Origin of the sequence: Sphingomonas paeninsulae (assembly GCF_003660165.1) — a bacterium.
Lineage (GTDB): Bacteria > Pseudomonadota > Alphaproteobacteria > Sphingomonadales > Sphingomonadaceae > Sphingomonas_O > Sphingomonas_O paeninsulae.
On sequence record NZ_CP032829.1, the window covers coordinates 68117 to 86870 of the forward strand.

The window sequence follows — 18754 nt, forward strand, 5'->3', positions numbered from 1 at the left end:
GATTAGCACACAGGGCATATCCATTGGGAGAGTCCTCATGCGCCTGCGTATTTTGATCCTATCGACCGTTTCCGCCGCCCTGCTCACGCCCGTTATTGCATCGGCCCAGACCGCTGCTTCGACAGCTTCTGTATCCGCCGAAAGTGCAAAGCTGCGCAAGATATTCGCGGACAGTGATGAAGCGCAATTGAAGCGGAACCCCTTGTTCGCGCTGTACCGTGGGGACACGCGTTTCGGGGGCCAGTTCGGCGATTTCATCACCGATCAATATTATTCGCGCGAAAAAGCCGCGAGTGAAGCCGACCTTGCAGCGTTGAAGTCTATCGATCGGTCAAAGCTGAATGCCGACGATCTGATTTCATATGACGTCTTCAAATATCAGACCGAGATGGCGTTGCGCGGGTTCGATCCGGCACTGCTGCGCACTGCGACGGATCGACCGGTCGATCATTTTTCCGGGTTCCAGACATTCATGCCCGATTTGTCGTCGGGTGAAGGGGCAGCTCCGTTCAAGACAGTCGCCGATTATGACAATAACCTCGTCCGACTGGCAGGATATGTCACCTATCTCGACCGCACGATTGAGAGGATGCGCGAGGGGCTGGCCGATGGCGTTACCAATCCGAAACTGGTCATGCAAAATGTCGTCGATCAGCTTGACGCCCTGATTGCCCAGGGGGTTGAGGGATCGACATTTTACAAGCCTGTTACCAAATTTCCCGCAGATGTTTCATCTGGTGATCAGGCGAGGCTGAAAACTGCTTATGCAAAGTTCATTCGCGATCAGTTGATCCCCGCTCATGCCCGGCTGAGGGACTTTATCAAGACCGACTATCTGCCAAAGGCGCGTGAGACCGTAGGGCTGGGCCAGATGCCGGGTGGTCCGGCTTATTATCGCTATCTCGTGGCGCAGACGACGACGACGGACATGACTCCCGAGGCGATCCATGCGCTGGGCGTGTCCGAAGTTAATCGTATCCATGCCGAAATGGAAAAGGTGAAAGCGCAGGTCGGCTTCAAGGGGACGCTGGCCCAGTTCTTCGAATATATGCGGACCGATCCGAAATTCGCGCCCAAGTCGGCGGCGGCGATGCGCGACGAGTTCTTCGCGATCGACAAACGCCTGTCTGCGACGATCCCGCGCGATTTCGACACCATACCGAAGTCGCCGCTCGAGATTCGGCCGGTCCCGGCTTACAAGGAAAAGACCGACGCTGGCGGATCATATGAGCAGGGCACGCCTGACGGTTCGCGACCGGGGGTATTCTTTTACAACAGCTATGACCTGCCATCACGGTTCACCTGGGGCTATGAAACCCTGTTCCTGCATGAAGGACGTCCGGGGCATCATTTTCAGATCAGCCTTGCGCAAGAAAATACGAACCTGCCTGCGTTCCAGCGGTTTGGGGGAAACACCGCCTATGTCGAGGGATGGGCGCTCTATGCCGAGAGCCTTGGCAAAGAACTTGGCCTCTTCACCGACCCCAATCAATATTACGGGCATTTGAACGACGAGATCCTGCGCGCGATGCGGCTGGTCGTGGACACCGGCATCCATGCGCAGGGCTGGGGACGCGACAAGGCGATTGCCTATATGCTCGACAATTCGGCGATGGGGAAAAGCGACGCCACCGCAGAGGTCGAGCGCTATATCGCGATCCCGAGCCAGGCACTGGCTTATAAAATCGGCGCGCTGACGATCCAGCGGCTGCGGGCAAAGGCCGTTGCGGCGTTGGGGCCAAAGTTCGACGTGCGCGAATTCCATGCACAGGTGCTGATGTCGGGGGCGCTGCCGATGAACGTGCTGGAGGCAAAGATCGATCGGTGGATTGCCGCCACCAAGGCAAAATAGCCCTTGGTGGCTCGAACGGTAGTCAAGCCAATCTGAGAATCGATTGATTCGACGCATGATTTGCTCGATCACCGTCACAATTCGGTAACATACGGGCAAAAGATGACGAAGCAGCAGATTGCGATACGGATTTCATGTGGATTTGCCATTTTGATGGCGGGCGCATCGGCAATCGCGCAAAAACCTTCGCCATATCCTCCCGGTTATTTTGCCCCGGATGCCGTCCCCGACATGACGACCGTTATTGGTGGCCCCCCGCAAGCGGGTTCGCCGTCCGACGTCCGCGACCGTCAGGTCTATCGTGAGACGAGAGCATTGGCGGGCACCGAGCGTTTTGCTCTTGCCACCAGCGATGCCGTGATCGGCGCACAAGCCCTGATGGATGACTTTGCCTGTGCAATGGGAAAGCGGATCGACATTGCAAAGGCGCCCGCCGTTACCAAGCTGCTGTTTACGACAGCAAGCGAAGCTGGTCTTGCAACCAGCAAGCCGAAAATGCTTTTCAAACGGCAGCGCCCGTTCATTGGCACGACCGATCCGATCTGCACGCCGGGCGATGCGAGGATCGAGGGGAGCTTTGGTTATCCGTCGGGTCACTCGGCTTTCGGTTGGGCGCAGGGTCTGGTGCTCTCTGAACTAATGCCCGATCGCGCCGTGGCGATCATGACGCGCGCACGCATTTATGGCGAAAGCCGGGTCGTATGCGGCGTTCACACGGTCAGCGATATCGAGGCGGGGCGCAATGTGGCCGGGACCATCGTAGCAGCGCTGCACAGCGTGCCCGCGTTTCAGAGCGACTTCACCGCCGCAGCCAGGGAATTGGCGACCGTGCAGGGCAGCAAGCCGTCGGAAGCTATCTGCAAGATGGAGGCGAACGCGGTTACGCGGCCGTGGTAGTTTTGCCGCTCGCCAAACCATCACCGGCGGACGTTCTCGATTATGGGTTCACGATCGCGGTGATCGCGCTACAATCAAGCGGGCCCGCAGTCCGTCTCGGCCGTTCGACTTAAGGCTGGGATTCCTCGTTTCTGAGCGAAAAGGAGAGAACCGATGAAACATATTCTCGCTGTAACCACCGCGCTTGCCGTGATGTTGACTGGCCCAATGGCTTCAGCGCAGGACCGGCGCGATGACGGCCGAAGCCAGCATCAGAGCCGCGACGGCCACGGCAACCGGGGCGGCTATAACGGTGGGCGAGGGGGTCATGATCGCGGCAACTACGGTCGCTATGCGCGCGGCCAACGCTATCGGGGCGATGGTGCCTATGTGAGTGATTATCGCCGCTATGGCTATCGCGCGCCGCCTCGTGGCTATCGCTACTACCGGTCCAACAATGGCGATGTCGTTCTTGCGGCTATCGCGACCGGGATTATCGCTTCGGTGATCGCCAACAACAATCGCGGTTATTAAGGTAAGGGCCGCCCTTGGGGCGGCCTTGTCTCAACACAGCATCGCCTGCCACACTGGTCCGACCGACTTCTTTCCCAAGGGCGAAGAGGGATGGATGCATCAGACGGTACGTGGTCCCATGAGGATGATGCATGTACCGATAAGACAAAGACCGGCACCACCGATGTCCCAGCGGTCAGGACGAATACCTTCGATAGCCCACAGCCATGCCAGCGACGCGCAGATATAGACGCCCCCGTAAGCCGCATAGGCGCGACCGGCGGCTTCGCTGTCTACGCGCGTCAGCAGCCACGCAAACATCATCAGGGACACCACACCGGGCATGATCCAGAGGGGTGATTTGGCGAGGCGCAACCACGCCCAGAAAGCAAAGCACCCACCGATTTCTGCGATCGCAGCCGCCAGATAGACAATTGGGGTCATATGATGTTGACCCTTATAGTCATTGCGGCAAGGATGATGAGCAGCACTGGAACCGTCAGTGGCACGCCCACCTTGAAATAATAGCCCCAGCCAATTTTGATGCCCTTCTGTCCAAAGACATGCAGCCAGAGCAATGTTGCAAGCGATCCGATCGGGGTGATTTTAGGATCGAGGTCATGGCCGAGGACGTGGCGTAGGTCATGGTTTCCCTGATCGCCCCGGTCGCATGTGTTGCCTCGATCGACAGTGCGCCCACCGCCATGACAAACGCGAGCGTTGCCTTGTCGCGATATAGGACGCCAGCAGCATAGCGGTGAGATCGCCGAGTCAGTTCTCTCCGGTCGCAAGTCTATTCAGTGAACGAGATACGCCGAGCATTACTGAGCGTGTGAGATGTACGAGGTTCGGCTGGCAGCGTCCCCCGTCACACATCCTCGCTTGGTGTCATACACCGAAGTGGAAACGCAGGCGCATCCCGTACATGCGCGGTTCGCCATACATCGTTGCCCAAATCCCCAGCGACTGGTTTACGTCGGAGTTACTGATCCGATAGAGTTTGTCCGTCGCGTTGGTTACGAAGACACCGGCATCAATGCCTGTCCCGCTGATGTTCTTCCAGTCGAGAGAAGCATTGAGCAGACCATATCCGGCCAGGATCGAACCTGGCTGGAGAGCGGGAAGCACGACAGCTTCGGTATTCTGGGACGAGGTGTGCGCGTAGTTCACGAAGAACGACAGGGCACCCATCGTACCCGGCAACTCCTTGTTTACCGCCATGTGTACGCTGAAGATATAGGGCGCGACATACTGACCGGGCAGGCACTTTATGTTGGATAACGTGCCGGGTGCAGGAGTGGTGCCGGTGCAGTCCGGAAGCCCATTGGCAGGGACCAAATACTGGGTGTACTTAAAATTAGTGTAGCTGAAATTGCCGCCGATTTCCACTTGTGGGATCGGACGAATCGCCGCCTCCACTTCGATACCCTGAACATGAGCCTTAGCGGGATTGACAGCCGCGCCGCTGGCGTTGGTCAACGGATTATAGTCGCCCGTTGCCTTCTGGATGTTGGAATAGTTTAGGAAATAATAGTTTGCATTGAAGCGCGTCGGTATATTGCCCAAGTGGAAGTCGGATTTGATGCCGCCTTCATAGTCTGTGACATATTCGGGATTGAACGTCTCGGTTGTCGTGCGGACTGCATAGGAATTGAACCCGCCCGCCTTGTAACCGCGCGCCACCTTTGCGTAGAGCAAGACGTGCGGCACAAGTTTGTAATCGAGGCCGGCAGTCCAGGTTGGTGCCTTGCTGTGCAGTTTAGCGGAAAAAGTACAACCTGTCGCCGGATCGGTCAGGACAGTCGCGCCATTATACACGCAGGTAAATGCGCCGGGGACCGTCCTGGACACGTTATAGGAATAAGCGGTGCCGTTGATTGTATCCCAGGTATAACGATAGCCGGCGGTTAGCCGCAGCCCTTCGAGTGAAGGAGAAAGAGCGCCGAAATCGAGCGTGCCCTGCGCGTAGATCGCCTTCGATTTATTCGCTACCGCAACACTGGAGACGGTCTGAGGGCAAAAGCCCGTGTAGGCGGCTGGGCAAAAGACGATCGAGTTGACGCCCATTTCACCTGCGGGGCTCTGGTTATAATAGAAGCCGCCGACCGTAAACGTCAGGTGATTGTCGAGCATGGTGCCCTGCAACTGGAGTTCTTCGGTGAACTCCTTGAGGTCATCACGCGGCAGCGAGTTGCTCGGCAGCGACGAGTCATATTGTTGCACCGTGGTGCCGTCGCCGTCATAATAATAGTTACTTTTGAATGCCTGATAGCTGATGATGTTGCGCACCAACAGTTCGTCGGTGAGATTTACCCGCGACGTGTTCACAACTCCCCAAGTACGGGTCGTCTGACCCTGGAGGACGCCGGGTGCTTCTGCACGTGGCCCCAGCGCGTTCGCCTGTGCGGTGAGGCCGCTATAATAGCTGCAGGGAACCTGCCCCGGAACGCCGCACAAACCGTAACTATTTAAAAGGGGAATGTTGAAGCCCTTATTGATCAGGGCTGTGCCGTTGTTATCCGAATAGGTGCCATAGGCCATCAGGTAGTTTTCGAAGTTCGAACTGGGCCGGAACGTGATACCGATGCGACCCGTGTACCAGTGCACGTTATCGAGATTCCGGTTGTACGTCACATCGCGCGTGTATCCATCGCGATCGTGATAGGCGCCGGAAACGCGAACCAGCAGCTTATCATCCACGACGGGCACGTTGAGCATGCCTTCGAATTCATTGTCGTTATAGTTGCCGTACTGCGCGGATACCGATCCGGACAGTTCGTTGGTTGGTTTGTGTGGCACGAGCAGAACTGCGCCACCGGTCGTGTTGCGCCCGAACAGCGTGCCTTGCGGCCCGGCGAGAATCTGTAGACTTTCGAGATCGACATAATTGCCCGGTCCGCCCTGCTGGCTGAGCGTGATCGGGGCGGGCAGCGGCACCTCGGCCATATACACGACGACGCCGGGCGACGCCTGGAAAGTAGCGCCTTGACCACGAAGAGTGAAGGTCTGCGTATCGCGGGACGCCTGGCCGTTGGCGCCCACCACCAACGATGGCACGCTCGCCGCAAGATCCTGAGCTTTGGTGATGCCCTGCTGTTGAAGCCGTTCGCTGGAGAAGGCCGTGATCGAGATGGGCACGTCTTGCTGGTGTTCTTCACGGCGATTCGCGGTAACGATGATATCGCCAACGCCAACGGCCGAGCTCCTGCTGGCTGCGGCCTGCGTATCCGCGCTCTGGGATTGCACCACTTGTGCATGAGCCGCCTGGCCCGCGACCATCGCCGCAATGCCAACAGATCCGGCCAGAAACTTGTGAGAAGTCCCCATAACCATCCTCCATTTTTCTTTTATGTATCCACCTCGACATATGGCGTTGTCAAAGAGAATCGGAGTCGAAGTCGGCTAAGCATTTTGGGCCGTTATCGATTTCGTGAACAGGTGATCTGCTCCGGAGGCGTAAATGAGTGGGTGACTGGCGCGGTCAGGCAACTGCCAGGATGGCTTGGGGTCGTTTTCGACCCTGTTTACGCATCAGCATGGCTGCGCATCTTGATGCCGGGCGCGATATGGACGCCCCCGACAACCGTCAGCACGGCGCTGCATCTGATCGGGCATCGTCATGTCTCCCGATTTCGTACGCTACCATAATGTCCCGAACCGTAGCCGATGCTGGCTGGTGCGCAGTTGAACTCTTCGTGTACCGTGCCGACATCAAGAACAGCAACGAGATCTTGGCTGAACTCCGGCGCGATCCTTTGGTGTTGAGTTGACGTTCTATAAGCGTACGCCAACCTTGCGCAGAGCCCGCCAGGCCGTAGATTTTGCCACATTGCGATGCGGCAGGGGACGGGGCGGCGCAGGATTAAGCCCGAAATTACGGAGTATCTTGTTGAATGCCCGCGTGTCCGCCTCAGCATAGCTCCAGCGCGAACGCCAGGTCACCGAGAGCGAGATGGATACCTCCGATCCATTCTTCACGTAATGCGGCCATTTGAGCGGTACATAGATTGCATCCCCGGCGCGGAGTGTCACCGATTTGCCCTTTGCCTCAAACTCATCCTTCCAAAGAACCGTTCGCGGACCGCCCGTGTGATAGATTTCGTGAAACTGAGCCGGGATGATCGATTCATCGGTTCCTGAGAAAAGGGTCATTGTCTTCTCGCCGCGGGTTTGCAGCAGAATATTGTATTCGGGATCGCTGTGGAACGGTGTGACCGAATTTGGCGACGAAATGAAGATGAACCCGACGAGGTTCAGCATCGGGCCGGTGATAGCTTCAACGGCTGGGCGGATTTCGGAGAGAACATCGTGCAGGAGTGCCCTGTAGGTGGGGTCAAGCTCGATATTTTTAAGAACCGCCCACGACGCGCTCTCTTCGATAGAGGCGATGGTTTCAAGAACCGAGAGGGAGTGTTTGGGAACCTCGTGCTGGCCAATACCGATTGGAAGTGCACCAATATTGTGCTCGATGACCGAAGCGGGCAGCCTCTCGCTCAACGCGAGCAGTTCCGGAATTTCCATCAGCGGGTGATCTAAAAAATCATGCTTAAGCTTTAAGATTGAATCGGGGTAGCATTGCTTAAAATCTTCAATGCTGGCCGTAGGGAATGCTTTATTGCGCATCGGATTAATCCTTAACGTGCTAGTTACTCAATATTATTGATAAATTGCACTGCCGTTTATTATTGCGCGATACTCATATCTGGAAAGCGTTGACAAATTATAGGGTCCACGCGGATTGAGACGATATGGCGGCTGCGGCCATCCCGAAAAGGATCTGGCCAATCTTCGGTCGCGATTGAGCTGATGAACGCCTATAACCGGTTGGGTATAGCCTTGCGTCCACCAGTCGCCGCTGCCGGAGTATAAGACCTATGGATATCACCCAACTCATTCTTGACGACCATCATGAGCAGCGTCGGCTGTTCTCCATCCTCGAGCAGATCGACAAAAGTGATACGGTAAGTCTCGCCGCCGTCTGGCGGCGCTTGTCGGCCTTTCTCGAGGTTCACGCCGAAACCGAGGAGCGCTTTTTTTATCCTGCGCTGATGCGCGTTGGCCGGAAGGCGAACCGGACCGAAGAAGTAGAAGACGAATCGCTCGACGCGATCAAGGATCACAATGAAATCCGGGATGCCGTGGCCGCGGTGGAAAGCGAAATCAACGGAACCGAAGCCTGGTTCAAAGCGGTCGCCGCCGCGAATAAGGCGAACGGTGACCATATGGCGGAAGAGGAGCGCGAGGGCCTCACTGAATTTCGCAGATTGGCGCCGCTGGCACTTCGCCATGATCTTGCCGTGTCATTCATCTCGTTCGAGACGACCAATGTCGATGGCGTCGTACCCATCGACAAAGACCCGAAGAAATGGGTCGAGACTCACTGAGGTCTTCGCCCGTAAGCTTTGCCTGATCGAAGGTTAGACTTCCTCGCCGCGGCGAATACCCCGGAATCGGTTGCCGGGTTCCCTTAAAAGCGCTTTCGGACTTTTACCGATGCGTCTGCCCCGTTGGCGGAGCATTTCGGCGACGCAGATTTTCCCATTTCGGAAAATCTTTTTATCGATGCCTTACAAGGCACCGCTGGCTCCCCGGGCCTGATTCGAACAGGCGGCCATTCGATTAACAGTCGAATGCTCTACCGCTGAGCTACCGGGGAACACTAACGGAGGCGCGCTCCTAGCACGCCTCCATCAAGATGCAACCCATCAGACGATGAACTGCTCCATCGCGATGCGATCATCGAGCGCATGTTCCGGATCGAACAGCAATTTTAACGTCGATGGACGGTCAATCGACACCGTAATGGTCGAGACATCACGGACTTCGCGCTGGTCGGCTACGGCAGAAACCGGGCGTTTTACCGGATCGAGAACACGGAATTTTATAACTGCCGATTCGGGCAGAATCGCACCGCGCCAGCGACGGGGGCGGAATGGGCTGATCGGTGTCAGGGCCAGCAACGCCGAACCAAGCGGAAGAATCGGTCCATGCGCCGAAAGATTATAAGCGGTCGACCCGGCCGGTGTCGCGACCAGAACACCGTCGCAGACCAGTTCTGGCAGGACAACGCGCCCATTCACCTCAACCTCAAGCTTTGCCGTCTGGCGAGTCTCACGCAGGAGCGAGACTTCATTGATCGCGGGGAGCGAGATTCGCTGACCGTCGATCGTTTCCGCTTCCATTCGCAATGGCGTGACGTTGAACAGCTTGGCATTTTCGATTCGCTCGTCGAGGCGCTTTTCCCGCCACTCGTTCATCAGGAAACCGACAGTACCGAGATTCATGCCGAAGACTGGCAGGATACGGCGATCCTCAAGCATCGCGTGGAGCGTCTGAAGCAGAAAACCGTCGCCCCCAGTGCGACGATCATATCCGCTTCCTTCACGTCCACCCAGTCCCTGCGTGCGCGCAGGGACGCTGCGGCCTCCTCTGCAGCGTCGGTGGGGGAAACGAGCAGTGCGCGCTTTGGCTCGGCAATCATCCGCCAGTCACGCTCATGTGACGTTCGGTCGCTGGCGTGCCGATGTGAAAATCATGTGCCTTTGGCTTGGCACCGAGCGCACGGTCGATCGCATTATCCAACAGCGCAGGATCGTCGGAGCGGAGTGCTTCGCGCAGATCGACGCGGTCTTCGTGGCCTAGGCACATATAAAGCTGTCCTGATGCAGAAACGCGAATGCGGTTGCAGCCTTCGCAGAAATTACGTGTGAGTGGTGAAATCAGGCCCAGCGTCGCGCCGAGTTCTGGAATCGACCAGTATCGGGCGGGACCGCCGGTCCGCTTGGCGCTTGGCAAAAGCGCATATTTTGCGTCGAGCCGATCCTTGACGACCGTGAGCGAAAGAAAACGATCTGTCCGGTCTTCTTCGATCACCCCGAGCGGCATCGTCTCGATCAGTGACAAACCATAACCCTGCTCTCCACACCAGATGAGCATCGGTTCGATCTCGTCCTCGTTCAGGCCTTTCAGCGCGACCATATTGATCTTGACGCTGATGCCCGCATCCCGCGCTGCCTGAACACCGTCAAGCACCTGTGCGACATCGCCATGACGGGTGATGTGACGGAATTTGGCCGGGTCGCGCGTGTCGAGGCTGACATTCATGCGCTCAATGCCCGCTGCACGCAGGGCAGGGGCGTGTTCGCGCAGGCGAGTGGCATTGGTCGTCATCGTGACTTCGTCGAGGCCGTGACCGATCAGCTTGCCGATCTCGGTCGCAACCTGAACCGCACCGCGCCGGGCAAGCGGCTCGCCGCCGGTTAGCCGAATGCGCTTTACCCCTCGATCGACGAACCTGCGCGCAAGCTCTACGATTTCTTCCAACGTGAGAATTTCGGAGCGCGGGAGGAACGTCATGTCCTCTGCCATGCAGTAACGACAACGCAGATCGCAGCGATCGGTCAGGGACAGGCGAACATAGTCGATCCCACGACCGAAGCCGTCCCGTAAACCTGCTGTCCGACTAATGCTCTCCAACATGCTAGACAGGTAAGGCGCTCAACTGCCGATAGCAATTGGCGGCGCGCGAGCGAACGGCTAGCAACGGGTTCGCAAAGGGGATGATTTTGAAGCAGGGAAACGCACAGAGAGCGAGCGAACTGCGGGAAACGCCCGTGGGCTTCGCCTTTGCAGCTGTGTCCGACGATCCCCGGTTCGAAGCGCTGGTGAAGCTTGGGTGGAAGTTTGAAGCCCCGAGTGGCGCGTTAGCTGGCATGCCAAAGATAATGCTCATTGATCTGCGGAAGAAAATGCCGCCGAAGCTGGGGGCGATTGCCAAAGCGCTTGAGACGGCGCGCGGAGCCTTCGTCGCGATTATTTCCGACAGCTCGAAATCCGCTGCTGCTTTTGAGGCCGGTGCCACCCAGATCGTCGGCGAGCCGTTCGATATCGAAATGATGGACTCAGCACTTCTGTTGGCGGGGCGGCAGATCGAGCGGCTGGCGCGCGCTGGGGGTCGGCGGGGCGTCGAGTCCCCAAGCCGTTCAAACAAGGCGATGCTGGATCTGGAAAAGCCGTCAGGATCGATTCAGTCTGAATTATCCGCAAATCCGACGGCACTTATGCTTATCGGTCTAAAACGCTTTGACGCGATCAACGCGGCATTCGGGCGACAGACGGGCGATGACTTGCTGGTGGCAGTGGAGCGGCGGATTGCCTCGGTTGCCAAAGAGATGTCCGGCGGCAAGGCGATCGTGTCGCGGTCGGGAGGCACCGATTTCATTGTAATCCCCGGCCCAATGGGATTGAGCGACCGGCTTGCACTGGCCGAAAGGATCGTCGTCCAAATCGAGCGGCCGTTCATGGCTGGCGATCACTTCGTCGCGCTGGGTGCCTCTATCGGGATTGTCGATACGCGGGCTGGCGACCTTGAAAGCGACGTGCTGCGCCGTGCTCAGGTCGCGCTGACAGCGGCACGGGACGATGATGTTGCGGTCCGGGTGTTGAGTGCACAGGACGAGGGGACTGCGCTGTTCGATGCGGGGCTGGAAACCGATCTGCGCCGCGCGCTGGACAATAACGAAATCGACATATTGTTTCAGCCGCAGGTTTCGGTCACGAACGGCCAAATTGTCGGCGTCGAGGCTTTGGCACGATGGCAGCATCCTCAGCACGGAGAATTGGGAGCCGAGACATTGTTTTCGGTCGCCGAGCGTTCGGACTATCTGACGGCGCTGTCGGCCCATGTGCAGCGAAGGGCGGCGATGAAAGCCGCGGCATGGCCCGAAGTTTTGCAGAGCCTGCGCTTGTCGGTGAACGTCACAGCAGAAGATATCGCAAGGCCGGGGTTTGCCGATACCTTTCTCGCGATGATCGACGAAACTGGCTTTCCGCGTGATCGGCTCACCGTGGAAATTACCGAAAACGGGCTGATCGACGATCTGGCGGCAGCAGCGGCGTTGCTCGCGACTTTGCGCGCCAGCGGTTGCCGGGTCGCGATCGACGATTTCGGGACGGGATATTCCAGTCTGGCCTATCTGAAGGCGCTGCCGCTGGATTATCTGAAGATCGACAAGCATCTGGCGCAGGACATTACGGGCACGGCACGCGACAGGATCGTGGTGCGCGGCGTAATCGACATGGCGCGGTCTCTGGGCTTGGCTGTAATCGCCGAAGGTGTTGAAACCGAAGAACAACTGACCCTGCTGGCACGCGAGGGATGCAATTATTATCAGGGTTTCCTGTGCGCGGTTCCACTGGGTGTGGGCGCGCTGGCCGACCTCGTCACACAGCGATCTTTGCCAAGCCTTTCGACAATTGCAGCGCCCCGTTAAGGCGGGACTTCGGGTCGTTCCATTCGCGGGCGATGACGAGTTTGCTGTCGGGACGCAGCTTTGCCACACCCTTCAATCGCTCGACATAATTGAGCAGGCCAGAGACGTTCGAGAAACCTTCCTCCCAGAAACTGACCAACGCACCGCGTGGGCCGACGTCGATCTTGGCGATGCCCGCGGTGCGAGCGTTCAGCTTGATCGCCATCAGTGTCAGCAGGTTTTCGGTCGCGTCCGGCAGCGGGCCGAAGCGGTCGATAATCTCTGCTGCGAAGGCTTCGATTGCCATCTGATTGTCGAGTTCGTTGATTCGGCGATACAGGCTCATGCGAAGATCAAGGTCGGGGACGTAATCCTCCGGGATTAGGATCGGGGCATCGACGGTGATCTGCGGCGACAGGTCCGCCTTGCGCGCGGCAACAAGGCCTCCCGCTTTCGCGTCCATAATCGCATCTTCGAGCATGGATTGGTACAATTCGAAACCCACCTCGCGGATATGGCCGGACTGTTCGTCACCCAAAAGATTGCCTGCGCCACGAATGTCGAGGTCGTGGCTTGCCAATTGGAAGCCAGCGCCGAGGGTGTCGAGATCGCTCAAGACCTTCAGGCGTTTCTCTGCACCCTCGGTCATCGAGCGGTCCTTGCCTGTTGTCATATAGGCATAGGCGCGGGTTTTGGATCGTCCGACGCGACCGCGAAGCTGATAGAGTTGGGCCAGACCGAAGCGGTCGGCGCGGTGAATTATCATCGTGTTCGCGCTTGGGATGTCGAGGCCGGATTCGACAATCGTGGTGGAGAGCAGCACGTCGTATTTGCGATCATAGAAGGCCGACATCCGTTCTTCGACCTGAGTTGGCGACATCTGCCCATGTGCGGTGACGGCACGGATTTCGGGGATTTCCTTTAGCAGGAACTCCTCGATATCGGGCAGGTCGGATATGCGCGGGGTAACGAAGAAACTCTGCCCGCCGCGATAATGTTCGCGGAGCAAAGCCTCTCGCAGCACGACCGGGTCCCAAGGCATGACATAGGTGCGGACGGCGAGGCGATCGACCGGCGGGGTCTGAATAACTGACAGTTCGCGCAGGCCCGACATCGCCATTTGCAGCGTGCGCGGGATGGGCGTCGCGGTCAGGGTCAGCATGTGGACGTCGGTCTTGAGCGCCTTCAACTTTTCCTTGTGGGTCACGCCGAACCGCTGTTCTTCATCGACGATTACAAGGCCGAGGCGTTTGAATACGACCGATTTCGCGAGGATGGCGTGAGTGCCGATGACGATGTCGAGGGTGCCGTCCTCAAGACCAGTTCGAGTGTTCGTTGCTTCGGTGCCGGGAACGAGACGTGAGAGGCGGCCAACCTTCAAAGGGAAGCCCTGGAAGCGTTCAACGAAGGTTTTGTGATGCTGACGGGCGAGCAGAGTTGTTGGGCAGACCAGAGCCACTTGCTGTCCACTCATCGCCGCAATGAATGCAGCACGAAGCGCGACTTCGGTTTTGCCGAACCCGACATCGCCGCAAACGAGGCGGTCCATCGGTTTGCCCGAGCCAAGGTCTTCGATGATGTCCGCAATTGCGCGGTCTTGATCTTCGGTTTCCTGATAGGGAAAGCGATCGACGAATTCGTTATATGCAGCGTCCGGAGTCATGACATCGGCAGCCCGCAGCGCGCGTTCAGCGGCGACGAGGATAAGATCACCCGCGATGGCGCGAATACGCTCCTTCATGGTGGCCTTGCGGCGCTGCCATGCTTCACCGCCGAGACGGTCGAGTTGGGCTACATCGCTGGCCGAACCATAGCGTGACAGGACGTCGATATTCTCGACCGGCACGAACAATTTGTCGCCGCCAGCATAGGTCAGCGCGACGCAATCATGAGGCGATTTTCCGACCGGGATCGAGGTCAGCCCCTCATAGCGACCGATGCCATGATCCCGATGAACCATGAGGTCGCCGGGCGACATCGCAGCCAGTTCGGACAAAAAGGCATCGGCACTTTTCTTGCGCTTGGCACGGCGGACGAGGCGGTCACCGAGCAAATCCTGTTCGGTGACGATGACGATGGATGGCGCGACGAAGCCGTGGTCAAGGGGAACGACGGCGAGCGCAACCTGACCCTTTGCGGCGATCCCCTGAGCGTCCTGCCAGCCGTCGGCCAGCGCCTGATTACCGAGGCCGTGTTCGGCGAGCAGGCCAGACAAGCGGTCGCGCGAGCCGTTGGAATAGCTGGCTATTACAAGACCGGTTTTGCCGATGGATTTCCTATAGTCAGCCAGCGCCTCATAGACGTTTTCGGAGCGGCTGCGTTCGGGGCCGAAATCGCGAGCACCTTCGATACCGAAATCCAGTACCTTGTCGGAAGGCGGTTCGCGGAACTGAGTGGCAAGGTGGACGCGGCGGCTATCAAGCGCGGCAGTCCATTCAGCCGACGTCAGATAGAGCGATTCGGGTTTCAGCGGGCGATAACTGCCGGGGTCGGACGACGCGGCGCGGACACGGTTGGCGTGGTAATCGGTGATGGATTCAAAGCGAGCCTCTGCCGCGCCGCCGCTGCCTGCGTCGCGAACGATGATATCGTCGGCGCCGAGGTGATCGAACAGCGTACCGAGCTTTTCTTCGATCAGTGGGAGCCAGTGATCCATTCCGGCGAGGCGTCGACCATCGCTGATCGCTTGATACAATGGGTCACCGGTGGCGGTTGCACCGAAGGTTTCGCGGTAGCGGCTGCGGAAACGTTTGATCGAGTCTTCATCGAGCAGCGATTCGGAGGCGGGCAGAAGAGTGAAGCCGTCGATGCGTTCAATGGTGCGCTGATCGGCGGGGTCGAAGGTGCGGACGCTTTCAATCTCGTCGCCAAAGAAGTCGAGGCGCAGAGCATGGGCCATGCCGCTGGGGAACAGATCGACCAAACTGCCGCGCACAGCGAAGTCACCCGAATCGGCGACGGTTTCGCTACGGATATAGCCGTTGGCCTGAAGCAACTGGGCCAGCGATTCGCGGTCGATGCGTTCACCGGGGGCCAGCGTCGCGACTAGCGAGCGGAGGCGGAAGGGCGTGAGGGTACGCTGGGTAGCGGCGTTGACCGTGGTCAGCAGGAGCTGGGGGCCAGTGGATTTCGCCTGTAATGCGGACAGTGCAGCGAGACGTTCAGCGGTGACGCGCAGCGACGGGGAGGCGCGGTCGTAGGGCAAGCAGTCCCATGCAGGGTAGTTGATAACCTGGATCTCTGGGGCGAACCACGATGCGGCATCGGCGATCCCGCGCATTTCGGCTTCATCGGCAGCAATGAACACCGCACGTTTGGGAGCGGCACGGGCAAGGTCGGTCAACAGCCACGGCAGGAATCCAGTGGGGGTACCTGATAGAGTCAGGGGCGATTTTGCCGTGGTGATGCGGAAGATTTCGGTCATGTGTTCAATATTTTTGAGGCGAGGATGCGACGGTTCACTTTTCCACCGCGATATAATCCAGTTTCTGCATGGCGATCATCATCGGCCCGGATGCGCGTTCAGGGACAGGCATGGTGCCAATCGCCCACCCCATGATTTCGACATCCTCCTCGTGCATCAAGGCTTCGAACCAGGTGATCTCTTCGTCATTCCAGCCCGCGGAAAACTTGTCGTAGAATCCGCCGACCATAAGATCGGCCTCTTTCGTGCCGCGATGCCAGCTACGAAAGCGCAGGCGTTTCAGGCGGATTTCACGGTCCAAATCTTGTTCCTCAAGTGACCACTTCCCTGTGCCTGTCAAAGGGCCGCCCTGCTTTTTCGCTAAAAGAAGGACAGGGCTTCGACAGGCTCAGCCAAGCGGAGTAAGGGCCTCCCCTAACCATGCGACCCGAACTCCTCAATCCGCTATTCGCCGAAGTCGAGGCGCTGAAGGGCGTTGGTGCCGGCATTGCCAAGCCTCTGGCGCGTCTAGGACTGGAGCGCGTGGTTGATGTCCTGTTCCATTTGCCAACCGGAACGGTAACCCGCGCGAAGGTCGATCGGCTGGACGATGCGGTGCCGGGCGAGAATATCGTCATCGTGGTGACACCAGTCGAATACAAGCAGAACGGATCGCGCGGGCCGTTGCGGATTCAAGCTGTCGATGGCGCGGGCGACTATCTGAGTCTAACGTATTTCGGCGCACATACGGGTTATGCACGCAAGCTGTTGCCGATCGGTGAGCCGAAGCTGATTTCCGGCAAGCTGGAGATATACGGGCAGGAGCGACAGATCGTTCACCCCGACCAAATCTTGGCACCGGATGATGCAATTGCCTTGAAGGAATCGGTGTATCCGCTGTCAGAAGGGCTGACAGCGCGGCGACTGGGGCAGCTGGCCGAACAGGCGATTTCGCGCGCGCCGGAACTACCCGAATGGATCGAGCCGGGGCTGCTTGCTTCGAAAGGCTGGCCGGCCTGGCGAGAGGGGGTTGCGACCGCGCACCATACCCCCGACGATGCGGCTGCGCGCGAGCGGATTGCCTATGACGAGGTGTTTGCCAACCAGTTAGCCTTGATGCTGGTGCGCGCCTCCACACGAAAGCGCCGGGGAACGCCGCTGACGGGTGACGGTCGTCATCGCGATGCTTTGCGCCTGCCCTATGCGCCGACTGGCGCGCAGCGGCGGGTAATGGGTGAGATCGAGGGCGATATGGCGCAGGCCACGCCGATGGTGCGATTGCTTCAGGGCGATGTCGGGTCGGGTAAGACTTTGGTTGCGCTTGAAGCGATGCTGATTGCAGTCGAGGCGGGGGCGCAGGCGGCTTTGCTAGCTCCGACCGAGATTTTGGCTCGGCAGCATTTTGCCAACCTACAGACAATGATGTCCGGTCTGCCCGTGCGGATCGCGATACTGACCGGGCGCGACAAGGGGCGGGTGCGTGAGGCGACGTTGATGGGGTTGGCCGACGGGTCGATCGACATCCTTATCGGAACGCATGCTATATTTCAGGAGGCCGTCGCCTATAAACGGCTCGGGCTGGCCGTGGTGGACGAGCAGCACCGATTCGGCGTTGCGCAGCGCATGTTGTTAACCGCGAAGGCCGAGCGCCCGCCGCATCTGCTGGTGATGACCGCAACGCCGATCCCGCGCACGCTGACCCTGACGAATTATGGCGAGATGGATGTCAGCCGGATCGACGAAATGCCGCCGGGGCGAACGCCGGTCGAGACGCGGGTGATTGCCGGGGATCGTCTTGACGAGGTGGTCGAAGGGCTGGGTCGGCATATCGAAGCTGGCGGACAGGCGTTCTGGGTGTGCCCATTGGTCGAAGAAACCGAAATGGCCGATCGGGGGCAGCAGAGGCGCGGGCTGCGTCATTAAAGCTACGGTTCGGAGAACGGATCGGACTGGTTCACGGCCGAATGAAGGGACCGGAAAAGGATGCCGTGATGGCAGCGTTTCAGCGGGCCGAACTTTGCGTTTTGGTAGCGACGACCGTGATCGAGGTTGGCGTGGATGTACCGAACGCATCGCTTATCGTCGTGGAGGATGCGGAACGGTTCGGGCTGGCGCAATTGCACCAGTTGCGCGGGCGCGTTGGGCGCGGGGCGGAACGATCGGTGTGTCTGCTGCTCAGGGGCAATTCGCTGAGCGAAACCGCACGAGCGCGGCTGGCCACCATGAAGAATTCGAACGACGGATTCTTTATTGCCGAGGAAGATTTGCGGCTTCGGGGTGCTGGCGAACTTCTCGGCACCAAACAGTCGGGCGAAGCACGATTCCGATTGGCGACGGCGGAGCAAATTGTGGCGCTGACACCAACGGCACATGACGATGCCCGATTGTTGGTCGACCGCGACGGCGGGCTGGATGGCGAACGAGGACAGGCCGCTCGGATGGCACTCTATCTTTTCGAACGCGATGCTGGGGTAGTGCTGCTACGATCGGGGTGAACGGAGTGGGCAGGGCGTTAGCCTCTTGGATGCTCACCGAAAACCTTGACGAAAGTGGCAAAGGCTTCCGCATCGATCGGTTCGCGGAAATTGCCGCCAACACGGTCCCCAAGCACCCAGACAATCTCTGCGCGAAGCCATCCGATCGTCGGGATATCGACACGAACCGGAGCGCGTTCACACAACGGCCATTCGCTTTGAGCCATGAATCCCGCTCCCGAAAGGTTCAGGATACGAACGGCAAAGGTCCGGCCTTCCCGGTCCGCCATCAACGTGTCCAGCGCGACCTCACGCCGTTCGGCACGTCTGCGTTCGGCAGCAGCGACCTGTTCGGTAAGTCCGTAAGAGGCAGTTGCCATCTCTT

At 58.6% G+C, this 18754-nt stretch carries 13 protein-coding genes, 1 tRNA gene and 2 pseudogenes; 6 read left to right on the top strand and 10 right to left on the bottom strand.

Annotated elements, in window-relative coordinates:
- Positions 1–37 precede the first annotated feature (37 nt).
- From D3Y57_RS05690 to D3Y57_RS05700, 3 genes are all read left to right on the top strand, one after another.
- Positions 38–1852 (top strand): DUF885 domain-containing protein, encoded by a 1815-nt coding sequence (locus D3Y57_RS05690; protein ID WP_121152189.1) that lies wholly within the window; start codon positions 38–40, stop codon positions 1850–1852.
- A 102-nt stretch (positions 1853–1954) separates the two neighbouring features.
- Positions 1955–2749 (top strand): acid phosphatase, encoded by a 795-nt coding sequence (locus D3Y57_RS05695; protein WP_162986995.1) that lies wholly within the window; start codon positions 1955–1957, stop codon positions 2747–2749.
- Positions 2750–2902: 153 nt separating this feature from the next.
- Positions 2903–3262: an RcnB family protein gene (locus tag D3Y57_RS05700; RefSeq protein WP_121152191.1), complete on the top strand. Its 360-nt coding sequence runs from the start codon at positions 2903–2905 to the stop codon at positions 3260–3262.
- Positions 3263–3361: 99 nt separating this feature from the next.
- Here the strand turns inward: D3Y57_RS05700 and D3Y57_RS05705 are convergent, their stop codons facing one another.
- From D3Y57_RS05705 to D3Y57_RS05725, 4 genes are all read right to left on the bottom strand, one after another.
- Entirely contained in the window at positions 3362–3685 is a 324-nt protein-coding gene (locus tag D3Y57_RS05705) for a YnfA family protein (protein WP_121152192.1), read from the bottom strand.
- Entirely contained in the window at positions 3682–3819 is a 138-nt protein-coding gene (locus D3Y57_RS21565; RefSeq protein WP_430739022.1) for an ArsB/NhaD family transporter, read from the bottom strand. The genes D3Y57_RS05705 and D3Y57_RS21565 overlap by 4 nt, the downstream gene beginning before the upstream one ends.
- A gap of 310 nt (positions 3820–4129) precedes the next feature.
- Positions 4130–6568: a TonB-dependent receptor gene (locus D3Y57_RS05715; RefSeq protein WP_121155500.1), complete on the bottom strand. Its 2439-nt coding sequence runs from the start codon at positions 6566–6568 to the stop codon at positions 4130–4132.
- Positions 6569–7015: 447 nt separating this feature from the next.
- Complete coding sequence (locus tag D3Y57_RS05725; protein ID WP_121152194.1) at positions 7016–7864, bottom strand: cupin-like domain-containing protein; 849 nt, start codon at positions 7862–7864, stop codon at positions 7016–7018.
- A gap of 251 nt (positions 7865–8115) precedes the next feature.
- Between D3Y57_RS05725 and D3Y57_RS05730 the strand changes: the two genes are divergently transcribed.
- Positions 8116–8625: a hemerythrin domain-containing protein gene (locus tag D3Y57_RS05730; RefSeq protein ID WP_121152195.1), complete on the top strand. Its 510-nt coding sequence runs from the start codon at positions 8116–8118 to the stop codon at positions 8623–8625.
- Between the two features lie 197 nt (positions 8626–8822).
- On the opposite strand, the gene D3Y57_RS05735 is transcribed toward D3Y57_RS05730, so the two are convergent.
- The 3 genes and pseudogenes from D3Y57_RS05735 to moaA all read right to left on the bottom strand — a co-directional run bounded on the left by D3Y57_RS05735 (position 8823) and on the right by moaA (position 10720).
- Positions 8823–8897, bottom strand: a tRNA-Asn gene (locus D3Y57_RS05735).
- 49 nt (positions 8898–8946) lie between these two features.
- A pseudogene (locus D3Y57_RS05740) lies at positions 8947–9722 on the bottom strand (NAD kinase).
- A complete protein-coding gene (gene moaA / locus D3Y57_RS05745; RefSeq protein WP_121152196.1) occupies positions 9719–10720 on the bottom strand; it encodes a GTP 3',8-cyclase MoaA in 1002 nt (333 codons plus the stop codon). Before moaA ends, D3Y57_RS05740 begins: the two are co-directional and overlap by 4 nt.
- An 86-nt stretch (positions 10721–10806) precedes the next feature.
- On the opposite strand from moaA, the gene D3Y57_RS05750 reads away from it, so the two are divergent.
- Complete coding sequence (locus tag D3Y57_RS05750; RefSeq protein ID WP_239025947.1) at positions 10807–12513, top strand: putative bifunctional diguanylate cyclase/phosphodiesterase; 1707 nt, start codon at positions 10807–10809, stop codon at positions 12511–12513.
- Here the strand turns inward: D3Y57_RS05750 and mfd are convergent.
- Together mfd and D3Y57_RS05760 are read right to left on the bottom strand one after the other, a co-directional pair.
- The gene (mfd, locus tag D3Y57_RS05755) at positions 12464–15916 is read right to left on the bottom strand and encodes a transcription-repair coupling factor (protein WP_121152197.1); all 3453 of its coding nucleotides are present in this window, start codon (positions 15914–15916) and stop codon (positions 12464–12466) included. The two genes, D3Y57_RS05750 and mfd, sit on opposite strands and share 50 nt — an antisense overlap.
- A 34-nt stretch (positions 15917–15950) precedes the next feature.
- Entirely contained in the window at positions 15951–16217 is a 267-nt protein-coding gene (locus D3Y57_RS05760) for an FAD assembly factor SdhE (protein WP_121152198.1), read from the bottom strand.
- 119 nt (positions 16218–16336) lie between these two features.
- On the opposite strand from D3Y57_RS05760, the pseudogene recG reads away from it, so the two are divergent.
- Positions 16337–18390 (top strand): annotated as a pseudogene (gene recG, locus D3Y57_RS05765) (ATP-dependent DNA helicase RecG).
- Between the two features lie 17 nt (positions 18391–18407).
- Here recG and D3Y57_RS05770 read toward each other — a convergent pair.
- On the bottom strand, positions 18408–18749 hold the full coding sequence (locus D3Y57_RS05770; protein ID WP_121152199.1) for a PilZ domain-containing protein: 342 nt from the start codon (positions 18747–18749) through the stop codon (positions 18408–18410).
- Positions 18750–18754: the final 5 nt, after the last annotated feature.

Bases quoted from the DNA above. Each gene is read 5' to 3' on its own strand.
- D3Y57_RS05690 (WP_121152189.1), top strand. From the start codon at position 38: ATGCGCCTGCGTATTTTGATCCTATCGACCGTTTCCGCCGCCCTGCTC.
- D3Y57_RS05695 (WP_162986995.1), top strand. From the start codon at position 1,955: ATGACGAAGCAGCAGATTGCGATACGGATTTCATGTGGATTTGCCATT.
- D3Y57_RS05700 (WP_121152191.1), top strand. From the start codon at position 2,903: ATGAAACATATTCTCGCTGTAACCACCGCGCTTGCCGTGATGTTGACT.
- D3Y57_RS05705 (WP_121152192.1), bottom strand. From the start codon at position 3,685: ATGACCCCAATTGTCTATCTGGCGGCTGCGATCGCAGAAATCGGTGGG.
- D3Y57_RS05715 (WP_121155500.1), bottom strand. From the start codon at position 6,568: ATGGGGACTTCTCACAAGTTTCTGGCCGGATCTGTTGGCATTGCGGCG.
- D3Y57_RS05725 (WP_121152194.1), bottom strand. From the start codon at position 7,864: ATGCGCAATAAAGCATTCCCTACGGCCAGCATTGAAGATTTTAAGCAA.
- D3Y57_RS05730 (WP_121152195.1), top strand. From the start codon at position 8,116: ATGGATATCACCCAACTCATTCTTGACGACCATCATGAGCAGCGTCGG.
- moaA (WP_121152196.1), bottom strand. From the start codon at position 10,720: ATGTTGGAGAGCATTAGTCGGACAGCAGGTTTACGGGACGGCTTCGGT.
- mfd (WP_121152197.1), bottom strand. From the start codon at position 15,916: ATGACCGAAATCTTCCGCATCACCACGGCAAAATCGCCCCTGACTCTA.
- D3Y57_RS05770 (WP_121152199.1), bottom strand. From the start codon at position 18,749: ATGGCAACTGCCTCTTACGGACTTACCGAACAGGTCGCTGCTGCCGAA.